The organism is Arthrobacter sp. 05T442 (assembly GCF_056395945.1).
Map to the genome: position 1 here is coordinate 1 of NZ_JBFTKM010000030.1, position 24130 is coordinate 24130.

The following is a 24130-nucleotide window of genomic DNA, read 5'->3' on the forward strand; positions in this document are numbered from 1 at the left end:
TTCCGCACCCGCCCGCTGGACGCCGGCCCGTACCCGTTCGTCGCCGCCGACGCCCTGGTCCTGAAGGTCCGCGAAGGCGGCCGGGTCGTGAACGTCCACGCCATGGTCGCAACCGGGGTCAACGCCGACGGACACCGCGAGGTCCTGGGGATCCAGGCGTCCTCCGCCGAGGACGGCGCCGGCTGGCTTGGCTTCTTCCGCGACCTGACCGCCCGCGGCCTGACCGGGGTGAAACTGGTGACCGCCGACGCCCAYGCCGGGCTGGTCGCYGCGATCGGGGCGACCCTGCCCGGGGCCGCCTGGCAGCGCTGCCGCACGCACTACGCGGCGAACCTCATGGCGGTGACCCCGAAGGCGTCCTGGCCGTGGGTGAAAACCCTGCTCCACTCGGTCTACGACCAGCCCGACGCCGCCGGCGTCCACGCCCAGTTCGACCGGGTCCTGGATGCCCTGGCCGAGAAGCTGCCCCGCGTSGCGGACCACCTTGAGGCCGCCCGGGAGGACATCCTGGCGTTCACGCCCTTCCCCAAGGGCCTCTGGCGCCAAGTCTGGTCCAACAACCCGCAGGAACGCCTCAACCGGGAAATCCGGCGCCGCACCGACGTCGTCGGGATCTTCCCCGACCGCACCGCCCTGATCCGGCTCGTCGGCGCCGTGCTGGCCGAACARCAYGATGAATGGATCGAAGCSCGCCGCTACCTCAGCCTCGAGCTCATGCAACAATCACAGACCGTCGGCACCGTGCCGGCTGCCGAGCCAGAACAGGAGGACACCAACCCCGAACTGGCGCTCAGCGCCTAACCACCCCAAGAATCACGCAACAAACGCGTTACACCACACAAATGGACTTGACCCAAATGAGAGCACCGGCTTTGACCGCAGGCGGGCGCTCGTCCGGAAAACGCCGTTGAAGGCAAAGAGCCTGCTGAGTGATGCTCAGTTGCCTACCGTGCGGTCTCGCCACCAAAGAACCTATGAGTCGGGACGGCGGTCGCAGTCACTGCCGTCGTGAGGAGGCCGCCGCTCGCGAAGTGGACGTTCCCTGTCTCCCGAGCAACGTTGGTCCGAGCCCCGAGTGCCTTGACGGCTTCCTCTACCGGTGCATTGCCGAAAGCCTTCGCGATCCGCTGATGAAGAGCCACCGCCCCGTTGGTCTCCTGCATGAAGCTGGTAAGGTCCGCCTCGACAGCGGCTCGCCAATTCTCGAACTTCAGCCGGCGAGCCTCGTAGTCGTTCCATTTGTCCGCGAAGTTCTCGCCTGCACATACCGGGTTCTCCACCCAGTATTGCCCACTGCGCTTCTCGATGTGGTCGGTCATGCGCTGCACTGCCGCCACCGTTGCGGTTACGAGATCCTTTTCGCCGTTGTAGGACAGCCCGGCCAGTGTGGTGATAAGGCTCGATGGCGGCCGGTCATCGAGATCGTCGGCGAAGTAAATATCTCGGTGACGCTTAAGGATCTGCACGACGCGGTGCAGCGGGGTGCGTACCCGATGCCTGGGTACAGCATCTACCGATCCGTAGGACTTGGCCAGCACTACGCGCTGTTCCGCAAACTGCTCGGCGCACTGTCCGCGGAACCACTCTCGACGTACGCAAGCGGATCCGACTTCTGCCAGAGCCGCAGATTGCGGTCGGTGAGTTCGATCGCGGTCTCCGATGCTGAGGCGGTGTCCGGGATGGCTGGCAGAACGTCCATGTGGAAGTTGCTGTAGTGCAGACACCAGGAGCGCCGTCCTTCCGAGACCTCCTTCGGGCTTTCGCAGGCCTCACCGTCGTGCTCTTTGTGATATTTGGCCAGCAGTGAACCAATCCGTTCCTTCAGCTCTTTTTGGGTGATGGAGGTCTTCGCTACGTTGAGACGGGAAACGAGGTCCAAGTCATACTCGCCATCACGGTGGTGCGGGCGTACAACAGTGCCGAGAAGGAAGCTGCCCTGCACGTGGACCTCAGCGCTTGCCTCGGAGAGGTGGGATCCCAAGTCGTGGTAGCAGCGTTCAGCAGCCTCGAAGGCAGCGCCGGTGATGTCGAGCTGCTCGATTGTGGTGCCGATGAGCTGAGAAATCTGCTCTTCCCTGGTCTCAGCAAGGATGGTCATCTAGGGCTTCTTTCTTCGATTCCGTGGAATAGGGCGGGAGATCGATCAGTCCGTCTCGAGGGTCAGGGCGTAGGTGTTGTCGATGCGATCGAAGACCCGGAGCGGAGCGTGAGCTCCTCTCATATGGGCACGGCCGATCTCGACGGCGGCAGCGGCACAGACCGCGAGAACCAAGCTGATCGGCTGGTTTCGGTGCTTCGTCTCGAGAGTCGCCAGAACCTCGCGCCAAGTTTCGATCAAGCTAGCGAGGTCCTCGGGACTGCGAAGGACCGAGGGGCTGAGTTTCACGCCTTCAACGCGGATGTCGTAACGGGGCTTGTCCTGCAGTTCTTCCGGGAGTGCTGCGAAGTCAACCGGCCCGCTGACGCTGAATGTAACCACCGGATCTCCCTCACCGGGCACCTCGGTGACGGCGAAACGGAGGTCCTCAGTTCGGCCCTTCGCATACCATCCCCATCCTTGACCGCTTCCACGGCGGCGGTTATGAACGGTCACGTTGGTGACGTCGTCGAGCAAGGCGCCAAGCTGGACGAGGATCGGGATGCGCGCCAGCGCGAAGACCGAGATGTGGTCGATCTCCTTAGTCTTCAGGTGGTTTTTCAGTGGGCTCAGCCGCCGTTTGAGGGTAAGCGCGGTCGCCTGCCAGTAAATTGGGTGGCTGTCGTCCTCGCCGTCATGGGCACGGAGGTCGATCTCGCAGTTTTGGCTGTCGTCATGAAGGCTGAAATCGGGGAACCGCTGATCCTCCAACAGAGCACGGATCACTGCCTGCTTGCTGAAGTCCGCTGCCTGGCCGCGGATCTCCAGACACACGTATGACAGTGCTCTTAGGCTTTCGCAGCAGGCCGGTCAGCTCGCGGACATCCCGCTCGTGCTGCATCTTGAATGCGAGCAACTGTTCCTCGTCGTATAACGCCCAGTGTTGGAAGGTGTCAATGACCTTATGCTCGCCAGCACATAACAGCATCAGATTCTCTGGCTGCGCCCGTTCCCTGAGCGTCTTGGAACTCTTCCCACGTGGCGACCCCTTTTCGGGGGTAGCGCCCACGATGTGAGCCAGTTGTCCTGTGTACACAGGCTGACCCGTGGTCTCGTCCTCCGCGATGAACTCCTTGCAGAAGGTGCAGCGCCCACCTGCGGCAACCCATACCCGTCTGGCGGCGAGATCGCTTACGGCAACGCGCCCGCCGCCACGGTCGACGGCGGGAATCAACTTTGGCTGGCCGCCGGAGGGGGAGGCCGCCGAGCCGCCGCCGGATGCTTTGGACATGGATTGGGTTCCTCCGTTCGTGAGAGCGCTGCGGATCCTGGGAGAGCAGAGCCATGGGCGAACAAAGGTCCGCCAGGTCAGGAGAAGTAGCCCTTAGCCCCACCCCTGCCACTTTTTGGGGATGAGGCCATCTCCGGCCACCTCCTTGGAAGTCTTCCAAGGAGGTGGCCCACACTTCCGACAGGTAGGGCGTCTCACCCACTTGGCCAGCTGTATGAACAGCTTGCCATCTACTATGAAACGTGGCCATCTAAGTTGGGAAATGGCCACCTTCTCTGGAACCTCACATCTACAACAGGGTGGGCGGACTGTGAGATCGCAACCCTGTTGGCGGAAACCGCCAGATACAAATCCCCGTGATTCCGGCGTTTCACCAGCGACGGCTGTTGCCTGCCTGCCGGCCTTGTTGGCGAAATAGGCAGGCATCCTTCAAACCAAGTGATGTCAAGGAACGTTCTACCTTCACCTCGCGTCAAGCGGCCCGCAACGGAATAGTGGCCGAAACCCCGGCGGATCCTCTTCCTGGCCATCGCCAGCTCGATGCACACAGGATTCATCAGCCCGGGCGTTTCCCGCGGTCGATCCGGTGCTGGTGAACCCAGTTGTGCGGGCCGCCTTCGCTGATGCCCGGCTCGCCACCCGGCTGAGGCGTTGCGGGAGCGGACCAAGGCGACCGCCGGTTCGCGCAATTCCGGAGGACAGGGACTCGGTGTCTGACAGCCACTCAGCGCGGGCGCGAAACTAAAACTATTTCGGGAAACCAATCCTTGGGAGAGGTCACTTTGCCTGTAGGAATTTGACCTCTACAGCCGTCCCGAAGTTTCTGCAACTTATTGGCCCTTCCACGCCTTCTCGATTCTGTCCGAAATCTTTAATCGGGCAGGATTCCGCACAATCTGATTGGGCCCCTGGATGAGCCCTAGACCCCGAGTAGTTGCGGGCCACTCCGTCATGGCGTCCCAGAGGACGGCTTCAATGTCAGCGCGATCCAAACGGGCGTTAGCAAGTTTCGTTCCCATTAGATTCGCTCTCGACATATTGACCCCAGTGAGTGTTGCCCCTTCGAGGTCGGCCCCCGAGAGATCGGAATCAGATAGGTTCGCATCGGTAAGATCGGCATAAGCCAAGTTTGCGCCGCTGAGCAAGGCGTGCGACAGCCTCGCTCGCCGGAGATCACAGTACGTGAGGTTGGCGCCGGTCAAATCTGCCCCCGAGAGGTCAGTGTCGTGCAACTTCGCGTGGGTAAAATCCACGCCCATCAAGTCCGCTCCGGCAAGATTTACCCCCGCCAGGTAGGCCCAGTGAAAAGATCCTGAGCGAAGAGCCTGGCTGTCTCCCGAAAGAATGGTGAGCGCCGCTCGCGCGGCGACGGTGACCGGGTGTTCCTCACCCAGGACCCGGCGAGCGTCGAGCAGCAAATTGTCTAGGTCTCGCTGTGCCCGTTCGGTGTCCCCCGCATCCGCTCGAAGGGACGCTAGCGCTAACCGAGCTGAGAGAGTACCTGAATCGGCAGAGCCAGTCCTCGCGGACTGTAGTTGTAGTACATCCGCAATTTCTGTCATTGCAAACTCCGAGTCCTTCTGCTGGTGCGCTAGCAAGGCACGATTCTGTCTTGCCGCAAGTGTGTCGGGATGAGACGGACCAAGAACGCGCTCTAGTACGGAGATCGACTCATTCATGACCTGAAGGGCCTCAGCGGTCCGCCCAAGCTGCTGAAGTGTATTTGCGTAGTTAATACTTGCCACCAAAACGTCAGGATGCTCCGGACCCAGTGAACGCATCAGTTCAGCTATGACGCGTTCCTGCGTGCGAAGAGCCGTCTGCGCTAGACCCGCTCGTCTCGAAACATTCGCTAAGTTCGCTTCCACTTGGACGGCATCTCCACGGTCTTCTGGTCCAAGCGAATCGAATAGCGCCAATGCGGCTTTGTATTCACGGTCGGCGTCTTCAAACCTGCCAAGTTTCTGATACATCACGCCCCGTTCATGGCGTAGGACTGCCATGTTGTGTTGGTCGTTGAAGCGCTCAGATATATCGAGACCCTCTTGAAATGCTGCGTCCGCATCCTTCCATCGGCTTTGTTCCGCATAGACCCTACCCAAAGCTCCCAGCACTTGAGCAGCCCCCCGGAGGTCCTTGAATTTGTCCAATATCGACAGGCTGCTCGCGAGAGCGCCCGTCGCTTCATCCCACCGGCCCTGTTCGCTGTACGACCTGCCGAGGTTGCTCAGGGTCTGTGCCTCACCTCGGCGGTCCCCCATTTCTCGACAAATCGCAAGATCCTTCTCAAAGCAGTCAGTGGCTTGGGACCAGCGACCTTGCAGGAGAAAAATGTTGCCCAAGTTATTCAGGACCCTGCCCTCTGCATGCAAATCCCCGAGCTGACGGAGAATTCCCAAGCTGAGCTCAAACGATTCGACAGCGCTTGACCAGTCCCGCTGGCCCCCGTACACGTTGCCAATATTGGAGAGCACGTACGCCTCCTTTCTAGAATCACCGAGCTCACGGACTATGCTCAATCCCTCATTAAAGGCCTGAATCGCCGGGGCCCAGTGCCCTTGTTCACCGTAAACATTTCCCAGACCAACTAAACTCTTGACCAGGCCCCGTCGGTCTCCGAGCGCCCGCAAAGTTTGGTGACTATTCTGAAGAACTTCGATCGCCGCGGGCAATCGACCTTGCTCACGATAGACATTCCCCATCGCGATAAGAGACCTTGCGACGCCTCGCCTATCTCCGAGCCTCCGGCCGAACTCCAGACTCCGTTCGAGAGCTTCAAGCGCACTGTCCCAATGGCCGGCATCGCCCATGGTTATCCCCAGCCCCCGCAGCGACCTGGCCTGCCCTTGTTCATCGCCGAGGGAGCGTAGGATCTGCAGGCTTTGTTCGAAAGCGTCTATTGACTCCGCTCGGTGCGCTTGACGACGATACGTGTTTCCTAAACCTCGCAAAGACCGGGCCTCCCCATGTCGATCCCCCAAGGCGTGAAGGATCTTGATGCTGGCTCTAAAGCACTCAATGGATTCGGACCATTGACCCTGTTCTCCGAAAACAGTTCCGAGCCGTCTCAACGTGCGTGCCTCAGCAGGACGATCATCCAACTCGCGCTGTGCTTGAAGGCTTTCTTGAAGTAACTTGGCTGCCGCGTCCCAGTTACCCTCCTCGCCGTACACGTCGCCAAGGTCGGACATCGCTCGGGCGACGCCAATGCGATCCCCGAGTTTCCGGAAGGCTTCGATGGACTTCTCCAAGGCATCGATGGCTTCTGGCCAGCGTCCATCGGCACAGTAGAGGGTTCCCAGCTCAGACATTGCCGAGGTTTCGCCTTGGCGATCCCCGTGCGAATGAGCGACCGCAGCACTCTTTAGGAGAGCCTCTATCCCTTCCGTCCACCGACCTTGGTCGCGGAGAAGTATTCCCAAATCCCGCAGCGCGGACGCTTCCCTAGGATCTGACAGCTGACGATAGACCGCTGCTGCGTTTTGATAGGCCCCGGCTGCCGCTGCCACGTCCCATTCTTCGTGGGCTTTCCTTCCCCGGGCGATCTCGTCGAGTGCCGGGTCCTGACGAGTCATGATGATCCCTGATCTTTCGGTTTTTCGGTGTCTTCTTCCATCGGCGTTTCGCCGATCGCGTCCACCTGCTTATTGGTGTGCAGAGGTACGTCCGCCTCGGCCGCGATTCTAAGTAATTCCGACAACAATCGCTTGAACCTTGCTTCGTTCGTTTGAGGTTTGTGCGCTCTGGGACTCAAACCAGGGCGAGTCGCGCCCGCCGTCTCCTCCTCCGTGGCCCTAGCAACGCAGCGCTCAACTTGAAGTTTGAACCACATGTAGGCATCATCGGACCGTGACTTCGGGTTGACGATCGAGGTATGTGAACCGGCCACAATCTTCTGCTGGTCGTTGTCAATTCCTATGACTGCGCTAAAATGGTCTACCCAACGGTCTGCGGATGGGACGATTGCGAACGTGGGTATCCGCTGCCTGTTGGTCGGGTGTGGCCAATTGATCTGGGTAACAACGCGATCCTGGAGACATCTGACCATTTCGGTTACAAATTCGGAGTGGACTCTTAGGGCCCGTGCGTCCTTGCTATAGCGTGTAAGCCACCCGGGGACTCGCGTTGACCCCGCTTGCGGCGTGGCAAAAAGAACGAGGCCAACAACTTTGTCAATCGCACGGAAGCCGTCACTACTGTGCGAGTCGCTCACTATGAGTTCCTTGATGGCAGCTTTACAAACCAGTCCGCCCAAACTGTGCCCAACCAACACGACCCTGTCATAGCGAGCGTCGCGAATGGAGTGCGCCAAGACCTCGGCGTGCTTATTCGGACTGATACTCCTGCGCGCTCGACGTCTGGCGCCAGACTCGTAGTCAAAGAGTCCCACATCCAAATGGGGCTCGTCGAGAAACACGAACTCGGGATAGCTGCCCCACGTCGCCTCCGCCTGCCCACCTAATCCATGAACAAAAAGTACAAGGTTGCCTGTGCTTTTAGTTTCCCGACGGTGAACCACGAACGGGTCCTGCCATCGCCTGTCGTTGGCGCTCAGAGGGTTGAACTCCCCGTGACGATGGTCAACAACGTACATGCCAAATCCTCTCGTCCGGTAGCGCATAATAGCACGAAGTTAGGCTGTCGGCGCGTGTCGCTCATGCTCGAAAGGGGTGCGGCAGTACTGTCCCAAATGGCTGGTTGGACCCCTGTTAGCAGCCCAGTATCTATGCGGTGGCTGATTGGTTTTTAGCGGTCTAGTTTCCAGTAGCGTTTCAGCGTCATCCCCTCCAAGGATCCGTCATGCCGTTCATGATTGTTGTTAGCTGGCGCTCGAAATGAATTATGCACAACTGACAGGGACCCCGTGCAACAACCCGTCAGTTATCTGTTACTACGCTTCACACGTTGCACAAAAACCCGCGGGCGTTAGGACCATAAAACAGTCGGGGCAGACACCCGGAGGCACTCCAGCCCTTCTGGGGATCTGGACACCAAGGCGCTCGGCTAGTTGCTTCGCTTCGGGAATAGCTTGGCTAAAGGGTCCGTGGTTGACTCTGAATCGCCCGCCTTCAGAAGACTGCATTGCTGCAACTATCACGTTCAACGACTGCGTGGATCGGTAGTGAACCCAGCGGTCTCGGTCGTCGATTTCGATGCAGTACAGGTCAGGATCGGACCACAACGCGATGGCCGACTTTCCCGTCGTCTTTGACATCGCTACCACCCCCAGTGGGACTTTCGACGCGGTCAATACTTTCAGTGCGGCCGGAAGGGGTTCCTTCGCCCGGACCGAGATCTGCAGGCTAGTTGGCCCCAGCACTTCGGCGTCATATCCGTGGCCCTCCGCCGACATGATTACAGCGTCCAGCTGAGGGTGTTCGGAGAACGTCTGGAGCTCATCATAGACATCGGCGGTTTCCAGAGGTCGGCCGCCGGGCGCGGAGAGGCATTGGGTATATTCGGTCACAAGTGGAAGCGGGACAGCGCCCAGGTCGAGGTCTGTGCATCTATCGTGCAGCCTTTTCGCTTCCTGGGTGGCCGGCGACGTTGCCGTGTTATCGACTCTGCGCCGCACGCAGGTCAGAGCGACAGCGGCCAGTGCTTTCGCCTCGTCGCCCATTCCAGAATTGTCTGCATGGTCAAGAGCCTTGGTCAGGAACGAGGTGACGAGCCTTATGGGTTCGGGGTCGTGTTCTTTCCAGTTCCCCGCGCAATAGAAACACAGCGCCAGGCGCGCGAGGCCGAGGTAGGAGACGGTGCTGAGTCGGCCGGGCATTGTGGCAAACGCCCTGATCCGGTCGCGCCTGGCTTTCTTGATCCTGTCCGGGTCGGCTGCATGTGCCAATGGTTCAGCGGGCTCGGGGTTGTCAGTGGGCGGTGCGCTCTGGTCGTCACCGTACACGGCGGCGTCGGCGTCGAGGTCCCCGGTTTCGCTCGAATCGAAGTTCTCCCACCCTGTCGTCTGCACCGGTGTTGGTAGGCCGAGGGCGAAGCCTGAAAAGACGGGGCCGTGAAGGTGCTGCGCAGTTTGCTCAAGTTCCCACAGGAATGCGGCTGGTTCCTCTTCAAATTCGGCGTCGCGTGCACCAGCCGATGCTGTGCCGCTGCCATTGCGCCGGGTGGACGGAATCTTGAGGGCGGTGACATCTTCGTGGATTTTTGAGAGCTGGGTGGCGAATGCGTCGAGATAGCGCAGATCTACTCCGAGAAGATCGTCTCGCGACTTGATCCGCAGGCCACCGGTTGCGCGCCCCGCTGACGGACGCGCTCTGAGCCGTTCCGGCACGGAAGCCGGCACGGCCGGCCCTCGTGCCAGGATCGTCTCGTCGTCACCCGCCCAGTTGAGTCGGAGCAACGGAACCGCATCGTGCCCCAGCTGGTCTGTGGGAAACGAAGCGGTGCTGCGCCCCGCGATCACCGTGCCGACGCGTTTCCACGGATCAGTGACCGGGTTATTGGTGTATTCGAGCGCGACCGCGAATGAGACCGGATAGGCGAGCTCGATCTTCAATTCATTCCCGGACAGCACCGCGCTAAGCAGCTGGGGCACAGCGAGCCCGGTTGCCTCTGGATCCTGCGTCCCGATCCGTAGGGCCGGAATATCTGTGATGCTATCCAGCTGCTCCCAACGGTTCGGGTCAAGCCCGGGCTCGGGCCACAACGGTTCGTCAATGTTTGTGAGGATCCCGAGTTCCACGTTTCCACCGCGCCTTACGGTGTTAAGCATGGCTGCGGCCGACAGATTGGCGCTGCCTGTCAGCACCTGCCGATGTGTCCCCCGACGCCATTCCACTAATTTCGCATGGCGGTACCGACCTGAGGTATCGGCCACTATGGTCAGGCCCGTCTGGCCCCTCAGGACCCTGGCCAGGGCCTGGGGGTCGACCACGGTCAGTCCAGGTTGGACAACAAGGGTGAGCTTTGGGGTCGGGAAGTGTTCTACCAGGGCCCCGACCGCACTCGCGTGTTCGTCAATAAAGGGCGCGTACAACGTCAACTCGTCGACCGGTCCATCTGGCAGCTGTGACAGGAAAGATCGGTCGAGGTTGGTGACGAGTTGGGCCCCGTCATCAACGGGAGTGAAGCGTTCCAGCGTGGCGCGCAGCCTGACAGCGACCCGGTTCAGTGCGGCACCATGGTCCGACGCGAGACGCACACTGCCAGGCAGTAGTTCAAGCCATTCAGCTAAGTCGAAAAGGGCCTGCGGTGCTTGCCCGTCCTCGGCGCGAAGCGCATTCCACAGTTCCGAGTTGTGCTGCCACCCTCCCATCGTCAGATTCCCTGACCCAATCAGTGCTAACACCCGGTCCTCGCCCACAAGAAGGGTTAGTTTCGGGTGAAAAGCGCCGCTATGCGACGCAAGACCAACGAGGTACTCGGTGCCTGCGCCTGTCATGGCAAGTGGATCGGGGTGCCACATCCCGGCGTCCGCAATGACTGTGACCCGTGCCCCCATTGACTGGCAAAGCCCCAGGACGCCTCGTTCCAGGAACGCGACGTCCGCGTTGAAAGTCAGAAAAAGCGCCTCTTCGACATCCCAGTCACCGCTCGCCTCCATTTCATGGAATAGTGCCGGTACATTCAACGGGGCTGCCACTGCGCTCACTGGTCGCGGCCGTTCCGTGTAAGGGTCCAGCGCTCCGCCGTTCCACTTGTGTCCGCGGGAACACGCCTGACCATGCCAAGACCACTCATGACTTGGGTGAGTTGATCCCACCGCAGGGACACCGGCCCCCCTCCTTCATTGGATTCCCGGAAGGCATAGCCATCCCGCACTGTCAGCCTGGTCGGAACACGCCATCGCCCGTTGGTAAACGATGACTTGCTCATGGCGACGCGTTGGGACCGGGCGAGGAGCACGCCCGTGAGCTCGAATGCGACATCACGCACCGATTGATCGTTCCGCTGGTTCAGAAAGTCCCTCAACCATGAGGGGGTCAGTTCGTAGTTTCCTCGTTCGCGTTTGGTGCTTTCGAAATATGGTGCCACGTGCTCGGAGAGCTGGCCGACACGGCCGGCTCCGATCATGAGCCACGCCAGGTTCTGCGGGCCGGTTTCCATTGAGCAGATTTCCGGATCGTACTCGGCGTCGACGAGCCTGCCTGCTTCCACGCCGTCGGGAAGTTCTTCACGAAAGCTTGAGAGCTTTTTATCTGGTAGCTGCTCAGATAGTGCACTTTGCAACTGAGCGATGGGGACAGCTCCCGTCATTTGCGTGTTAACAAGCCAGCGCCAGAGGTCCCGCCAGGCCCACGTATACCAGCGCCTCAGGACGACCCCCCGCCATGCAGGAAGAATCTCCAAATTCCGCAGTTGATCGTCGGTGTAGGTTCTTGAGTCGGCGATGAGCTTTCGGCTCAGTTCCAGTGACAAATTATCGGGCTCATACATTTCTATGAGCCGGCAGAGCATGAGGGCTGTCTGTGTCCGGCGGCTATGGGTGGCGACGTCCCCCAGGAGCCGGGTTGGGAACATGACTGACCGCAACCAACTGCGTTCAAGTGCGTGCTGACCGCAAAGGCAAAGGCTTGAGTACCCCTCGAGAGTGTTGCAGGGGATGGAGTCCATTTTGGCGAGGTCGAGGAGGCCGTCGAACGCGAGCTTCAGCCCCCGTTCATCTGACTTGGGCCCGGGGGACATCAGATCGCCCCCTGGAGTAACCAGCCCGAGCAAACGTTCACTGGCCAGGTAGGGTCCCAGAAACCCCCGCGTCGCTTGGGCGTATGAGCCGGACGCGGCAAGCGCTGCGACATTCAACTCGCCGTCGCGCATCGAAGCCGAAATGATGTCATGGCCGTGGGCCTGTGACATGCCGCGATGCTGGTCGGGGAACCGCCGGGCGTGGAGAATTGAGATGGCCCCGAATACGACCTCGCAACGTCGCAAGGTATCCACCGGGTCCAGATCCCCGTGCGTGGCCAACGCCGTCGCCACGTAGGCGTGCAACGAATAATAACGCGCGTGCGGTGTCACCGTTGTTACCCCGGGCAGCAATTCTTCTACCCGACGCATCGGGTAACCTTCGACGGCAAGCGGGAACCTTCCGGTGTACAGGCCGTCGTCTCGTCCCGACCACCGCGGAGCGTCGCTACTCACTCAATCTCCTTAGCGTGAAGCAGATTCTGTTCGCGAACTGAGGCCGGCGCATGCATCTTCTTCGTCAAGTTTCCCGGTGTTGCCGCCGCTCTCCCCCGAACTGACCCGTAGTGCGGCTCGGCATGCCAACTCAATCGGGCCGCATTCGAAGTGTCGTCATGGGGCCACGGTAGCGGGCGCACGCGTCCCCGGCTTAGCGGCACGCCGCCGCTAGCGCGTAAGGACCGAAGACCTGAGGATCCGCATCGATACCGATTCCAACCCCCTGCCTTGCGCCGAGACAGACGCCCGGGAATCGGTAACAGCGAACGACCTCGATTCTCGTCATCCCGGCCTTCCCAGTCCGTCGGATTCGATTTGTCCCATGACGTCACCGGCAGGCAGATGATCCGGTGTCGGCTGTGGCAAACCGCCGGGGTGTCCAGCTGCATGACGTGCCTAGACCGGCTGCGCCTAGCGCCACCCTGAGCTCTTAGCCTTGGGGATGCGGCAGTTTGCTTCGGCGTAGACGCCCTATCATCGCCTTCACCTTCACGGCCGCATCGCGGCCACTAGCTTGTGTCCGTCACCCGTTCAGTCTTCGTCGAAGGTGAAGAACGTGCCGTCGATGCGCTTGATTTCTACTAGCTGGTCAACTTCGACCCCGATGTTGTGCTGAACCATGAGACTTGCGAGTTGGCGGCCGTCGATCAGGATGATGTGCTTATTGCGGGCCTTCGGGGCCTCAGTCTTTGCGCCGTCGGTGAACTCCGAGGTGGTGAGCAGGATGCCTTTCGTGGCGCCGTGAGCGTCGAGGGCACCGCTGAACTCGTAGAGCTCGCCCTTGCCGACCTTGTTTGTCTTGCCATACTTCTTGGCCTGGAGGTAGACCCGATCGAATCCGAGTTTGTCCTGCCAGATGATTCCGTCGACGCCGTTGTCGTTGGATCGCTTCGTCAGCTTGATGCTTTCCTCGGATGCGCCTCCGTATCCGAGTGCACCGACAAACTGGCCGACGAGCTTCTCAAAGTGGTAGAAATCGGTGATCTCGTGGAGCCGGGTGTAAACCTCTTCCTCCAGGGCTGCGAGCAACTGCCGGTTCGCGTCACGCAGGGCTTCCAGCGGCGTGGCCTCGTCCTGGGATGGCAGATCAATCGGCGTCTCCCCTTTTGCTCGCGGCTTCTTGCTGCGCTCCAGATACGCCTGGTAGCTGGACGAGAGCTTGAGAGTCTGATGAGTGATGGGATCGCCCGTTTGGACGACTTTGAGCCCCTCGGGGGAAATCGTGTACGTGGCCCGTGCCGGACGCAAGAGGTAGCCCGCCTGGAAGGAATCAGTGATGGCCCATCCAACTCTGCCGATATACCGTGGCTCACCTGATGGCAGAGAGTCTGGTTGGGCCCCCGTTAGCAGTCCAGTGTCTATGCGATAGCTAATGTGGTTTCTTGCGTCCATTTTTCCCAGTAGCGTTTCGGCGTCATGCCGTCCAGGGATCCGTGGGGCCGCTCATGATTGTAGATAGCTTTCCATTCCTCGGCCAAATACTGCGCTTCGACCATGGTGTCCATGATTTCTCCGGTGAGTTGTTCCCTTCTGAACTGGGCATTGAAGGATTCGATGAACCCGTTCTGCCAGGGTGATCCGGGGTCGATGAATGCGGTGTCGACCCCGGCGGTGTTGCACCAGTCGATCAGTGCGGCCGCGGTGAATTCCGGTCCGTTGTCACACCTGACGTAGGTCGGGGCGGTGCCGGTTTCGGCGATGATGTCCTCCAGCACCGCGACGACGTCCGCGGCTTTGAAGGACCGGCGCGGGATGATGGCCAGCGCGGTGCGGGTGTATTCGTCGATGACGTTGAAGAACCGGATGTGACGGCCGCAGGAGGTCACGTCGGACTGGAAGTCGAAGCTGACCACGTGCATCGGGTACTCGGCGGTGAGGCGTTTCTGTTCCCCGGCGCCGGGCCCGGTCCGGCGTTTCTTCCGCGCCCTGGGTTTACAGGCCAGGCCTTCGTCGCGCCAGAGCCGGCGCACCCGTTTCCTGTTCAGCGCCACGCCGTCCCACTCGGGCTGGGCCAGCAGGTGCCAGCGGGCCTTCCGCCAGCCCCACGCGGGGTGCTTCACGGCCACGGCCCTCAGGTCCGCGCGCAGTTGCGCCTCCTGGAATCCCATGTCGGGTTTTTTCTTGCGGAACGCGGACCGGTTCTGGCCCAGGATTTTGCAGGCAAGGCGCTCTGAGGCCCCGAACTTCTCCACTGCCATGCGCACGGCACGGCGGCGCGGTTCGGGGCTCAGAATTTTCCCTTCGCCACCTCGTTGAGGATGTCGATGGCCAGTTCCTTCTCAGCCAGCAGCCGCTTGAGCCGGGCGTTCTCTTTCTCGAGCTCCTTCGTCCGTCTGGAGGCCTCGGCGTTCTTCTCGGAGCCGTACTGGTTCAGCCACCGGTACCAGGTCGCCTCGGTGACCTGGAGCTCCTTGATGACCTCGACCATCGGGCGTCCCTCGTTGAGCATTTTCTGGCCCTGCCGGACCTTTGCGATGACCTGCTCGGGGGTGTGTCTGCGTGCCATGATTCGTGAATTTCCTCCTGTGTCCATTCTCGGACACGAAACTCACACAAACACTGGACTTCTACCCGGGGACCCAACCAAGTCGGCCATGTCTTCCGCCGTTAGTTTCATGGCCTCTACAACGCCAGCGAGAATTTCTGATCGTGTTCTCTCTTTGCCGTCGGCCAGGAGGCGCATGACCGGATCGATGAAGTCATTCCATTTGGGCACTGCCATGGTCTTTTCTCGTTTCGGGGGCTGCACGCGGGTTGGAGGGTCCAAGATTCGGCCCCTCAAACATAGGCTAGTCGGTGACGCCATGCTCCCCGAACAGGGCGGCAGTGTTTTCCCCGCGCGAGGATGCTGCGATCTTGTCCTACGGAATATTGTTGGCTTGGCCGGTGAGCTCCAGGGCCTTCGGGACGACGCCGCAGTTCGGGGACGAACCCGAAATAAATCCTTCGCCAGGGCGACGAAGACGATGCAGCGGCGCCCCAGTTGGCCCCAGTTAGCCGCATCTATTGAAGCACCCTCGCGCGTGCGGGGAACCCCTAAGCCGCAGGACACCGAAGACCAGCCGCATTGAACTCCCCTTGGAATGCAGAGAACCTGAGCCATCACCTGCCGTGGATCTGCGCCAACAACTCCAATTTGACCTCTTCCGGTCGTCCAACACGTTGATTCCAAATTGAAGGAATCACCGTGTGGGCGGCACCCGTCATTAGGTCCGGCATGTCCTGCTGGTGGATACCGTTCTAGCCGTCCTGATGGGCTCCGACCAGGCCGACTTAGTCAGATCGGCCGGACTCCTTCAGGGAAGGCGTCCGCCGCTGCGGGGACTCAACACGTCATGTGCGAGGACGGCGTACAAGACTGGCCGCCCTAGAGGAATGAATGAAATTACTGCGTCGCTTGTTCAGCCTGCGAAAGACTCTGAGCCAACGTCTCCTCGCTGGCCTCCGGTTTCCCGCCCGGCGCGGCCGCGGATTCCGGCACGAGTGTGTCCTCGTAAGCCTGGCGCTTTCGACGACGCGCGGCAGTCACTAGAGGCGCGGCCATCAGTGCAACCCCGACGGCCCAGTGAAGGACAGGCATCAAAACGGCGAGAAGCATGCCCAGGAGGATTACGCCACCGGCAGCTCCTACCCCGGCCCGCACAGCCGCGATGATCGCAAGGATGACCACGGCGGCACCGATGATCCAGCCCACTACCGGGGTCATGCACAATATAATCGCGGCGACGAGAACGAGCCATTTGCTGATGCCGGCGGCCCAGTTCCTGGCAACGCTGCCGCGGCCGTTCAGCCAGAGAGCCTTCGGGTCCATATCAAAGGCCATTAGGATCTTTTCGGCGCCGCCAATTGACAAGGGCTTGAGACTTGGCCGGATGCCGGTCGCTTTGTGCATCGTTGAACGCACTAAATTCCGCTGCATAGGAAGTGCCTTCGGACTCCCGTCGGGCGCGAGGAGGTGTCCTAAGCGAGAGTCCGGGAAGCCCGCCCGTGCCGCCGCCTGCTCAGTGGCCTTGGCCTGACGCTGTTGCTTGGCCTTTAGGTCAGCGGCTTCGTTCTCCGCCGCGGCGAGTGCCGCCTTCTCGGCCTGTCTAGCCCGCCCCAAATTGCATTGCGCGCAACGAAGGGACGCTCCCATGGTTCGATGAGCAATGCCGCAGCTGGGTCCGTTAAACTTCCGAGCGCTGCGGGCCCGGGCCTTGGCCGCATTCTTTGCGGACTGACGCCTAGATTCGGCGGCCCACTTTGCCCTGCGGCGCCGCGCTGCTCGGATGTCTTTACGAATGGATTTACGAATACCCCATCCGACTCGTCGGATAATCCCCATGCCCATCCCCCATCAACCTCGAGACTTTTGCGACCTTCGCTGAACCTACCGCACGCAGAGTGAGAACCCGGAGAGGCCACCACTGTGCGTCGTGGACCGCCGGGCTGAACTCCCTGCGAGGCAGGACGTACGCCCCTATGTGCTCGTCGAATAAGGCGGCGGTGCCTTCCCCGAACGAGGGGGCGGCTGTATCGCCCTCCAGGTCGGTGCTTGCCACGCCGGTCAGCTCTAGCGCTTTGAGAACGCCCGCCTCGTTCTTGATGACCGGGGTGAGTCGGCGGAAGATACCAGGGTTCTGGCTGGCGAACTGGGACAGCGCCGCTCACCTGCCCGGCATATCGCCATCGGTAACGTTGCGGGGTCAACCTTGTCCGCGACGATCTTGCCGATGTGTTGGGGTCTCGCGCTCAGTAGAGCGAACGACTGCTGCTGCTGCAGTGTGGGTGGTCACCATTCAAGCCGCCATTAGGTCCGACATGTCCCGCTGGTGGATACCGTTCTAGCCGGCTGATAGGCGCCCATCAGGCCGACATACTCACCGAAGCCAGTACCGGCCACTCGTGTGCCGTCTTCCGTCTAATGTGGATCGCGCCGGGATGACACGGGGCGGGGTATAGAGACCAGGGCGGGCGGCGAGGGCGCTCACCTGTTTGTGCACCGATCCCAGCCGTCGCCGGCCTTTACGTCTGCCGGACTACGCTTCCAGATGGAACTCCACCCGATACTTCATGAACCGGATGTTCCGGGCGATGGAAAGAGCCCGGCGGATCCGCAGGTCATCTTCCTGGGCGATGATGACGCCTTCGACGGACTGCCCGGGTTCGAGCAGGACGTCCTGCACGTAGCCCATGTAGCGCTGGATCTGGCCGACCACGGCGTCACTGGCCCTCCCCCGTTTCAGCTCCACAACCAGCAGACGGCTCCTGTCCTTGCTGACGGCAAGGATGTCCATCGGGCCGGTGTCGGTCAGGTACTGCTGCCCGGTCTGTTCACCGTCGTCGAAGATGTCGTACTCCCGGCCCAGGGAGGTGCTGGCCCAGTTGTGAACCAGGAAGTCCTCCAGCTGCTTCTCCATCTGGAAGGCCAGCTGCGCCTGTACCTCGGATGTGATGGCTTCTGCAATCGGCTGCACGACTTGGTCCCCGAGCTCGGTCAGGGCGGCCAGCTCGGCCGCGTGGGGTGTCAGCTCCAGGAGTGTCCCCGGATACTTTGCCGACGTGGCCAGGGCCTCACTCATGTCGTTCCGGTTGAACGACCCGTTCCAGTTGACGCGGCGTCGGTGCGGCAGCCCCGTACCCGGGTGGTACTCGTAGCCGCCGGTCACGACGCCGTGCTGGTAAGTCCGGTCTGGCTTCGGTGCCAGGACGAGGTCCCCTTCGGCGATGCCCTCGGCGGCTCGCCACAGACTGATGACCGCCCCACTGGCGGCGATCTTCGTCTTCCCCGGGTTCGTCTCATGGAAAAGCTCCGTAACCGGCGACCGGAAGGCGTCAAGCCCCCCGGCCAGATGCGGCGTGAGGTCACGGTCGCCAATGAAGTCCACACCCACGTACCCGGCGTCGATCATCTCGGCGGCGTACGCGCCGCCCTCGCCCTGGCGAACCATCCATGCTGTCGTCATTACTCTCCCAGTCTCGCTGCCCCCGTAGAGCGGCAGTTCTTCAGAGAACATATCTCAAGTCAGTCCTTCTTCCTCCGGCCGCAACGTCCGCTGACGCGGCGGGACATTTGGTGCCCGTCGGTTGGCTCAACGGAATCCAGCCTGAGGGCAGTGCGATGAACTGCGGGAACGGAAACCAAAGTCGACAGGAGCAGGCGCAGGATTGATGCGGCAATGTCTACGTGGACCCCACCCGGGCACCGTTGCCCGATAGTGTGCCAGCGCTGGTTCCAAGGAATCAGTTTTTAAGACATCGCACGCCTTGGCGTTGAAGATCACCTGGCCCGACCGATTTCCCAGCTGGTGGCATCGACCACGAAGTGACTGTGAAGTCCGGCGGCCCCACATCTCCTTTAGCTGCACGGTGAGTGTTTCCGGACAGATGTTCTGCAGCAGGTACTCGTGAAAGATCAGCTCCAGCCCGACGCCCCCATGCCAATACCACGGGCCCTCTTCGATCACCTCGTCCAACGACTCCGAGGCGACTTCAGCCTGCGGGGTCCGGGGCCCGGCTAGGATCATGTCGGCACCATCAGAACGAAAGCAGGAAAATGACGACTACTTTGCCGGGCACTTGGCGGGAACCGCACCGCGACGTCGAGGTCGCCTTCGCGCAGGCGATCGAGGAATGGGCCCAGGCTGCGGTGCCGGTCCTGGAGGATGTGGCCCGGACGTTCGGCGGCTACATCACCTACAAGGACCTGGCTGGCAGGCTCTTTGACGCGACCGGCATCCACACCCGCATGTTGGTCCAGAACATGAGCGCGAGGCTGTTGAACCGAGTAATCCGCATCTGCCTCGAGCGTGGGCTGCCCGCGTTGACCTCGCTGGTGGTTACTGCAACGGACGGGACGGTCGGTTCCGGCTTCGATGAGGTGTTGCGCGCCTCCGGCCGGGACGTCCCCGCGACGGGCCTCGAGCGTGAACGGGCCGCCGCGGCCGAGCGCCTGGAATGCTACCGCGCGTACTGCAAGGACATGCCCGCCGACGCCGAACCCAAATTGACACCCAAATACGAGGCACGGGTGAATCCCATGAGGAAGGACGCGCCAAAGCCCAAACCGGTGTGCGACGGATGCGGGCTGGAGCTACCTGCTACGCGTATCTGCGACGACTGCTAGCACCAGTGGTCGGCGGCGGGTCGTGCCTTTGGGTCCGGCATCGGGGGCAATGCGAGCTGGCTAAGCCCTCGACAGCGGCAACTTCTGTATCGGAGGCTACTGGCCGAACGCGGCGATTCTCACGTCATCGGCCGCGCTGGTCTTCTGCTCGCCGTCTGCAATCCGCTCATCAGTTTTGCGGTAGGGCCCCAACGGTGGAAGGCTGAGACGTCGTTGAACCCGATCCGCCACCCGCCCCGTCCGCCGACATCGAAACCCTTCATCTCCCCTGATTTGAGCAGCACACGAACCAGAACGTCGCTCACATTGAGTTCTCCGGCGACTTGGTGAATGCTCAAGAAGCGACGCTTCAGCGAAGGCTGGTCAATCATGCTGCCTTTGGAAAGGCTAAGTCTTCTGCTCGAAGTCTCTAATGAGCTGGATGACGTGCCATGAGTCAGTCGAGAGCGGCTTCAAGGTCGTCAACTTCCCCTAGGTACCCAAGTTGTCGAATCAAACCTCCTAGCTCGGCTAGATCGTCTGGCAAGGTGACCACGCATTTCGCGGCCTGGCGAACGGCGTCAGCGTTTATTTTGGCCCGATACTCCCGTCGCATAAACTCCTTGAATCCTTCGCCGACACGCTTCCTGGCCCTGAACGCGGCCTTATATGCCTGCCAATCGTCTGCGTCCAGATTGAAATGACTCGGCGCCAGATAATCGAGGATGTCCGGCTGGGAAAGTCCAAAGGGGGTGATTCGGTTAAGTCTTCCAACTCGTATTGCCCGCCTGCCGAGCTCGGCCAGTGCGCGTTCTTCCTTCGTGGCGGACTTCACTTCGAGTTCAGCGAGAGTTCTCTCGGCCAGCCGGGAGTCTTTATCTGTGAAGGCAGCAACGGCTCTTTGCCAAATCGCCATCACCCGCGCTTGGACAACGTTGTCGAAAATTACGACTATCGGGGCGTCAAGGGCGTCAAATAGGAACTGCATATCGGGCAAGGCGACGGCGTTATCCGTGCCGCGCATGACAAAAACTCTCGCGCCAGAGGCTTGTATGTCCCCCGCGAGACACTGGTCCAGGACAATCTGGTCATGAGTCCCCTCGACGACGAGGGCTACCCTCGTCATAGCCAGAATATCGCTGGGAGCAACACCTAAACGCTTGGATTCTTCGTCCAGGCTGAGCTGCCCGAGTTCGAGGTCGGTGACATTGGTCGTGCCGTATCCGCTAAGGGCGAGGTGAAGCAGGTTTGCGCCGTGGCGAGGGTCCAGAAATGCCGGAGAGTGAGTCGCCCCGATAATGGCTACGTCGTCGAATTCGGCAACCAGTCTGTGAAGTCCCATCGATATGCGGGACTCGAGCTGCCGGTGCAGCCCTTGCTCCGGTTCATCGACGACGACCAGGCGTGGTATGCCCCCTTTTGACTTGCTAAGGAACAGACTGAGTGCGAACCGAACCCACTTTTGCTGGCTGAACGAAAGGTCTTCCAACGAGATCTTTACCGCTCGATCGTGATGCGGGACGGCAACCCATCTTGGATGGTTTCCTGCGAACCAGTCTGATGGGCTTCGGGTATCGAATTTCAGCCGGAATGGGAAGTCGGCAAGAACATCCAGGATCCGATTCGTTTCAGTCTCCGCCACAGCAACGGCTTCACTGACGCTCGCTGCCAGTACGATTTCCGAACCCGCCGACGCCTCTACGATTGGCGCCTTCCATTGGGTTTTGGAAACTAGAGACAACGTCTTCTGCTGGATAACTTCCAGTGGCAAGGAGTTGACGAATACCCTGGCTGGCCCCCGTGAAATTGAACCAACAACGACCAGTGGCACGGGGATGTGAGCTGGCCAGTCCTCCAGGGGCGAGGACCCGGTGCAATTGTATGTCGGCGCCGCGGCCCCGTCACGGCTGATGTCGAATGCCTCGACATACCACTCATCAGCCTGAGCCAACCCAAAGGGCAACCTCACTGCCAAAGCCTCCAAGGCCGGCGCTTCACCCTCGACCATGGCGCGTCTAATCCTGCTTTGTGCAGCACCATATTCGGCAAGCATCTCTATACCCCCGGCGCCAAGGATGGCCGACAGATAGACCGTCCAACGTCCGGCCTCGGGAGTGCCAGAGGGCAGGAGCGAAAAATGAAAGCCCTGGCTGGTCTTGAGTTCGGGGAAGTCCATCAATGCCAATGCATCTTCGAGGTCGAGGTCCTCCCACGCGTTGACTCTTCCCAGCACAGCCGATTGAAATTCTTCCCGGTGTGTGTCATCCCTTTGAAGTTCCTTGGGAACTTCGAGCATGTCGTAGAGAGCCGAGACAAAGTCGTTGTCCCCGGCAGACGGGCGAACCTCGACAGAAATGTGGATCAATGGCCGAGCCCTGGACCCCATCTGCGGCTCGCCAGCCCCTTGAAATGCATAGGTGAGCTGGTCCAGCAGGCGCGTCTTGCCCGCGCCGTTCTTTCCGTACAGCAGCGTGGAGCCATTTCGAACATCAAGGTGTATTCCTGATAGGGGCTCTGGACCGAAAATTGAAGCACCTACAATTTGGTAACCCTGAGATTCAAGTGGCATGTCGACTCCCTAACTTTAGGATGCCGGGGCAGTGCGTGAGCGTTCACCGGCGTAAATGGACCAATCGTAGTCTCAGGCCATAGTCTCACTGGCGCTCCGGGCAAAAATTCGCGCTGACGAGCCCAACACGCGGCTCCTTGAGAAAGAAGAAGAACGGGTGCGCATTCTTCGATTCCAAGGCAGTGACGCCCCTCTTTGCCGTTACTGCGGGGCCTACTAGTCTTCAGACTTATCCTGCTTGTTTTGCCCATTCCAAGTCTTTAGCGTGCAGCCATAGCACGACGTCCATCACCCGTAGTCTGGACGGCTTGTTCGGCACCTCTGAGCGTTCCAGGACCTCATCCAGGCGCGTCTTCAGTCCGGTTGCCGCCTCCGCCGGGACATTTACTGCGAGCATCGAGACAGCAACGAAGTCTTCGGCGGTCAGTTCCATCGCAACACCGGGGACGTCACCACCCTGTGCCCACTCATCGAAGTATGCGCCGGACCGTGGCCGTCTGGTGCTCGTCAAGGGCTCGTAATAGCGCTTCACCAACTGCGCGGCATCGGCCATGTGGTCATCATCCAAAATCTCGTGCACCGTTTGCGCTCCTACTTCGCAGGGAAACTTCTGCCTGATGGTTGGTGCCGAGCCTAGGGTAGCGACTGGGTGTTCTGACGATACTGGTCGGCGTCAGCCAATGGCGGGCGCGTCCCGGTCCCGGGTCTTCTCAGTGGGCCAGCCCTCAGTGCCGTTTCCGTTTGTCCCATCCGTTGCGACCGCGCCTAAACTGTCGCTGTCCAATGGCGACCCTGTCTTCCGGCTTGCATTCGGTGCAGCCGCCTGCGCGACGCCGGTTCGCCACAGTGGAACACTGTGTGTGTCCGTCTGCACATGTCCAGTATCGCTCTACATTTCCTGGGACGGTTTGTGAGGCGTCGACGCCGTTCAGTTTCGCGTTCCAGTCCTTTGCCAGGTCCGGATCTTTGGTAGCCAAGTCGTTCACTCCTGGCATGAGCACCCGGCCGGAGTCCACGGGGCAGGCCTGGCGGTTCCGTTGGGAGCGAGGAGAGATTGCCGAACGGAAGTCGTGCCCGTCCGGGCATTGCCACCACACCGTTTTCTCGCTGAAGGGCCGAACCTGATCCGGGGTCAGCTCGCCGTTCTTCGTAGGGTGCCACCAAGCGGCCACATCCGGCCGCAGGGTGGCCAAGTCGTTAACACCGGGCACGAGGACCGTACCGGCGCATCGTTTGCACCGGCCGGCGGTTTTGACTAGTCGTGCCGGAGTTGTCGTGAATGAATGTCCGTTGGGGCAGACCACTTGGATCTTCGTTTTGCTATTGCCGGCAGACACGTCGGTGGGCTTAGGGTTTCCGTGTGCTTCGTTGTCCCACATGAGGACCTCCTGAGGGTGGGTGGTCGCGAGGTCGTTGCAGCCGGCACGAACGGCTTTGCCGGCGCAGAATGGACAGCCCGTTCCGCGGCTGGTCCGATTTCTGATGTAGGCCGCGTAGGGGTGGCCCTTCGGGCAGTTCCACGCGACCTTTCGAGCCGATCCTGGTGTCACCACGTAGGGAGTCAGGTCGCCGTTAGCCACAACGTCCCATTCGGCTGCCAAGCGTGGCATGAGGTCACCGAGCGAATTCAGTCCTGCTACGGCTCGTGAGCCGGAGCAGATGGCGCAGTGGAAATCCTCGTCCTTGAACTTTCGGGCATGGCTCCTGTAGGTGGTCTGGATGTGCCCGCCGGCGCAGATGCATATCTCTGGGGCGCTCGGGTCAGACTGGGCGACAACATACCTGTCGGCCCAGCCTTCGTCCCCGACCCGCCCACCGTCGCCTAGCCTCGATTTTTCATGATGCTCGTTGTTGGCCGCTGATTTGTGGCCGCGGCTGGCGGGCGGTTGTTTTCTGTTTCCGGGCAGTCTGGTGTGGCCCGTTTGGTTCGCTTGGGGTTGGCGCCGGTTCCACTTCCGGTGATGGGGCTGA

The 24130-nt window shown here is 60.8% G+C and carries 17 protein-coding genes; 2 read left to right on the forward strand and 15 right to left on the reverse strand.

What is annotated here, in order from left to right; genetic code table 11:
* A partial coding sequence (locus tag AC1DES_RS18245) for an IS256 family transposase (protein ID WP_476897116.1) occupies nucleotides 1-801 on the forward strand: 801 nt, incomplete at its 5' end.
* A 143-nt stretch (nucleotides 802-944) separates the two neighbouring features.
* On the opposite strand, the gene AC1DES_RS18250 is transcribed toward AC1DES_RS18245, so the two are convergent.
* The 11 genes from AC1DES_RS18250 to AC1DES_RS18300 all read right to left on the reverse strand — a co-directional run bounded on the left by AC1DES_RS18250 (nucleotide 945) and on the right by AC1DES_RS18300 (nucleotide 18451).
* Complete coding sequence (locus AC1DES_RS18250; protein ID WP_476897117.1) at nucleotides 945-1466, reverse strand: hypothetical protein; 522 nt, start codon at nucleotides 1464-1466, stop codon at nucleotides 945-947.
* 71 nt (nucleotides 1467-1537) lie between these two features.
* Nucleotides 1538-2098 (reverse strand): nucleotidyltransferase domain-containing protein, encoded by a 561-nt coding sequence (locus AC1DES_RS18255; RefSeq protein WP_476897118.1) that lies wholly within the window; start codon nucleotides 2096-2098, stop codon nucleotides 1538-1540.
* 45 nt (nucleotides 2099-2143) lie between these two features.
* On the reverse strand, nucleotides 2144-2911 hold the full coding sequence (locus AC1DES_RS18260; protein WP_476897119.1) for an SAVED domain-containing protein: 768 nt from the start codon (nucleotides 2909-2911) through the stop codon (nucleotides 2144-2146).
* Nucleotides 2912-4198: 1287 nt separating this feature from the next.
* Nucleotides 4199-6943: a tetratricopeptide repeat protein gene (locus AC1DES_RS18265; protein WP_476897120.1), complete on the reverse strand. Its 2745-nt coding sequence runs from the start codon at nucleotides 6941-6943 to the stop codon at nucleotides 4199-4201.
* On the reverse strand, nucleotides 6940-7962 hold the full coding sequence (locus tag AC1DES_RS18270) for an esterase/lipase family protein (protein ID WP_476897121.1): 1023 nt from the start codon (nucleotides 7960-7962) through the stop codon (nucleotides 6940-6942). The genes AC1DES_RS18265 and AC1DES_RS18270 overlap by 4 nt, the downstream gene beginning before the upstream one ends.
* Before the next feature lie 297 nt (nucleotides 7963-8259).
* Nucleotides 8260-10974 (reverse strand): phospholipase D family protein, encoded by a 2715-nt coding sequence (locus AC1DES_RS18275; RefSeq protein ID WP_476897122.1) that lies wholly within the window; start codon nucleotides 10972-10974, stop codon nucleotides 8260-8262.
* Nucleotides 10971-12464, reverse strand: a complete 1494-nt coding sequence (locus tag AC1DES_RS18280; RefSeq protein ID WP_476897123.1) for a hypothetical protein — start codon at nucleotides 12462-12464, stop codon at nucleotides 10971-10973. Before AC1DES_RS18280 ends, AC1DES_RS18275 begins: the two co-directional genes overlap by 4 nt.
* A gap of 573 nt (nucleotides 12465-13037) precedes the next feature.
* Entirely contained in the window at nucleotides 13038-13898 is an 861-nt protein-coding gene (locus AC1DES_RS18285) for a restriction endonuclease (protein ID WP_476897124.1), read from the reverse strand.
* Nucleotides 13865-15012 (reverse strand): IS3 family transposase gene (locus tag AC1DES_RS18290; protein ID WP_476897125.1). Its coding sequence is split into 2 segments (ribosomal slippage): nucleotides 13865-14739 and nucleotides 14739-15012, totalling 1149 coding nucleotides; the frame shifts between segments, so codons are not numbered across the junction. The genes AC1DES_RS18285 and AC1DES_RS18290 overlap by 34 nt, the downstream gene beginning before the upstream one ends.
* An 879-nt stretch (nucleotides 15013-15891) precedes the next feature.
* On the reverse strand, nucleotides 15892-16329 hold the full coding sequence (locus AC1DES_RS18295; protein ID WP_476897126.1) for a hypothetical protein: 438 nt from the start codon (nucleotides 16327-16329) through the stop codon (nucleotides 15892-15894).
* A 1195-nt stretch (nucleotides 16330-17524) separates the two neighbouring features.
* Nucleotides 17525-18451: an endonuclease NucS domain-containing protein gene (locus tag AC1DES_RS18300; protein WP_476897127.1), complete on the reverse strand. Its 927-nt coding sequence runs from the start codon at nucleotides 18449-18451 to the stop codon at nucleotides 17525-17527.
* Nucleotides 18452-19041: 590 nt separating this feature from the next.
* Between AC1DES_RS18300 and AC1DES_RS18305 the strand changes: the two genes are divergently transcribed.
* A complete protein-coding gene (locus AC1DES_RS18305; RefSeq protein ID WP_476897128.1) occupies nucleotides 19042-19611 on the forward strand; it encodes a hypothetical protein in 570 nt (189 codons plus the stop codon).
* Between the two features lie 119 nt (nucleotides 19612-19730).
* Here the strand turns inward: AC1DES_RS18305 and AC1DES_RS18310 are convergent, their stop codons facing one another.
* From AC1DES_RS18310 to AC1DES_RS18325, 4 genes are all read right to left on the reverse strand, one after another.
* Nucleotides 19731-19982, reverse strand: coding sequence for a MerR family transcriptional regulator (locus tag AC1DES_RS18310; RefSeq protein WP_476897129.1), 252 nt, complete (start codon nucleotides 19980-19982; stop codon nucleotides 19731-19733).
* A 65-nt stretch (nucleotides 19983-20047) separates the two neighbouring features.
* Nucleotides 20048-22159 (reverse strand): AAA family ATPase, encoded by a 2112-nt coding sequence (locus tag AC1DES_RS18315; protein ID WP_476897130.1) that lies wholly within the window; start codon nucleotides 22157-22159, stop codon nucleotides 20048-20050.
* A gap of 229 nt (nucleotides 22160-22388) precedes the next feature.
* Nucleotides 22389-22739, reverse strand: coding sequence for a DUF6308 family protein (locus tag AC1DES_RS18320; RefSeq protein WP_476897131.1), 351 nt, complete (start codon nucleotides 22737-22739; stop codon nucleotides 22389-22391).
* Nucleotides 22740-22884: 145 nt separating this feature from the next.
* Nucleotides 22885-23769, reverse strand: coding sequence for a zinc-ribbon domain-containing protein (locus tag AC1DES_RS18325; RefSeq protein WP_476897132.1), 885 nt, complete (start codon nucleotides 23767-23769; stop codon nucleotides 22885-22887).
* Between the last annotated feature and the right edge of the window lie 361 nt (nucleotides 23770-24130).

Excerpts from the sequence above, each read along its gene's own strand:
- AC1DES_RS18315 (WP_476897130.1), bottom strand. The coding sequence starts at position 22,159 with ATGCCACTTGAATCTCAGGGTTACCAAATTGTAGGTGCTTCAATTTTC.
- AC1DES_RS18310 (WP_476897129.1), bottom strand. The coding sequence starts at position 19,982 with ATGATTGACCAGCCTTCGCTGAAGCGTCGCTTCTTGAGCATTCACCAA.
- AC1DES_RS18255 (WP_476897118.1), bottom strand. The coding sequence starts at position 2,098 with ATGACCATCCTTGCTGAGACCAGGGAAGAGCAGATTTCTCAGCTCATC.
- AC1DES_RS18270 (WP_476897121.1), bottom strand. The coding sequence starts at position 7,962 with ATGTACGTTGTTGACCATCGTCACGGGGAGTTCAACCCTCTGAGCGCC.
- AC1DES_RS18325 (WP_476897132.1), bottom strand. The coding sequence starts at position 23,769 with ATGCCACGCTTGGCAGCCGAATGGGACGTTGTGGCTAACGGCGACCTG.
- AC1DES_RS18285 (WP_476897124.1), bottom strand. The coding sequence starts at position 13,898 with ATGGACGCAAGAAACCACATTAGCTATCGCATAGACACTGGACTGCTA.
- AC1DES_RS18265 (WP_476897120.1), bottom strand. The coding sequence starts at position 6,943 with ATGACTCGTCAGGACCCGGCACTCGACGAGATCGCCCGGGGAAGGAAA.
- AC1DES_RS18295 (WP_476897126.1), bottom strand. The coding sequence starts at position 16,329 with ATGGCCTTTGATATGGACCCGAAGGCTCTCTGGCTGAACGGCCGCGGC.
- AC1DES_RS18300 (WP_476897127.1), bottom strand. The coding sequence starts at position 18,451 with ATGACGACAGCATGGATGGTTCGCCAGGGCGAGGGCGGCGCGTACGCC.
- AC1DES_RS18305 (WP_476897128.1), top strand. The coding sequence starts at position 19,042 with ATGACGACTACTTTGCCGGGCACTTGGCGGGAACCGCACCGCGACGTC.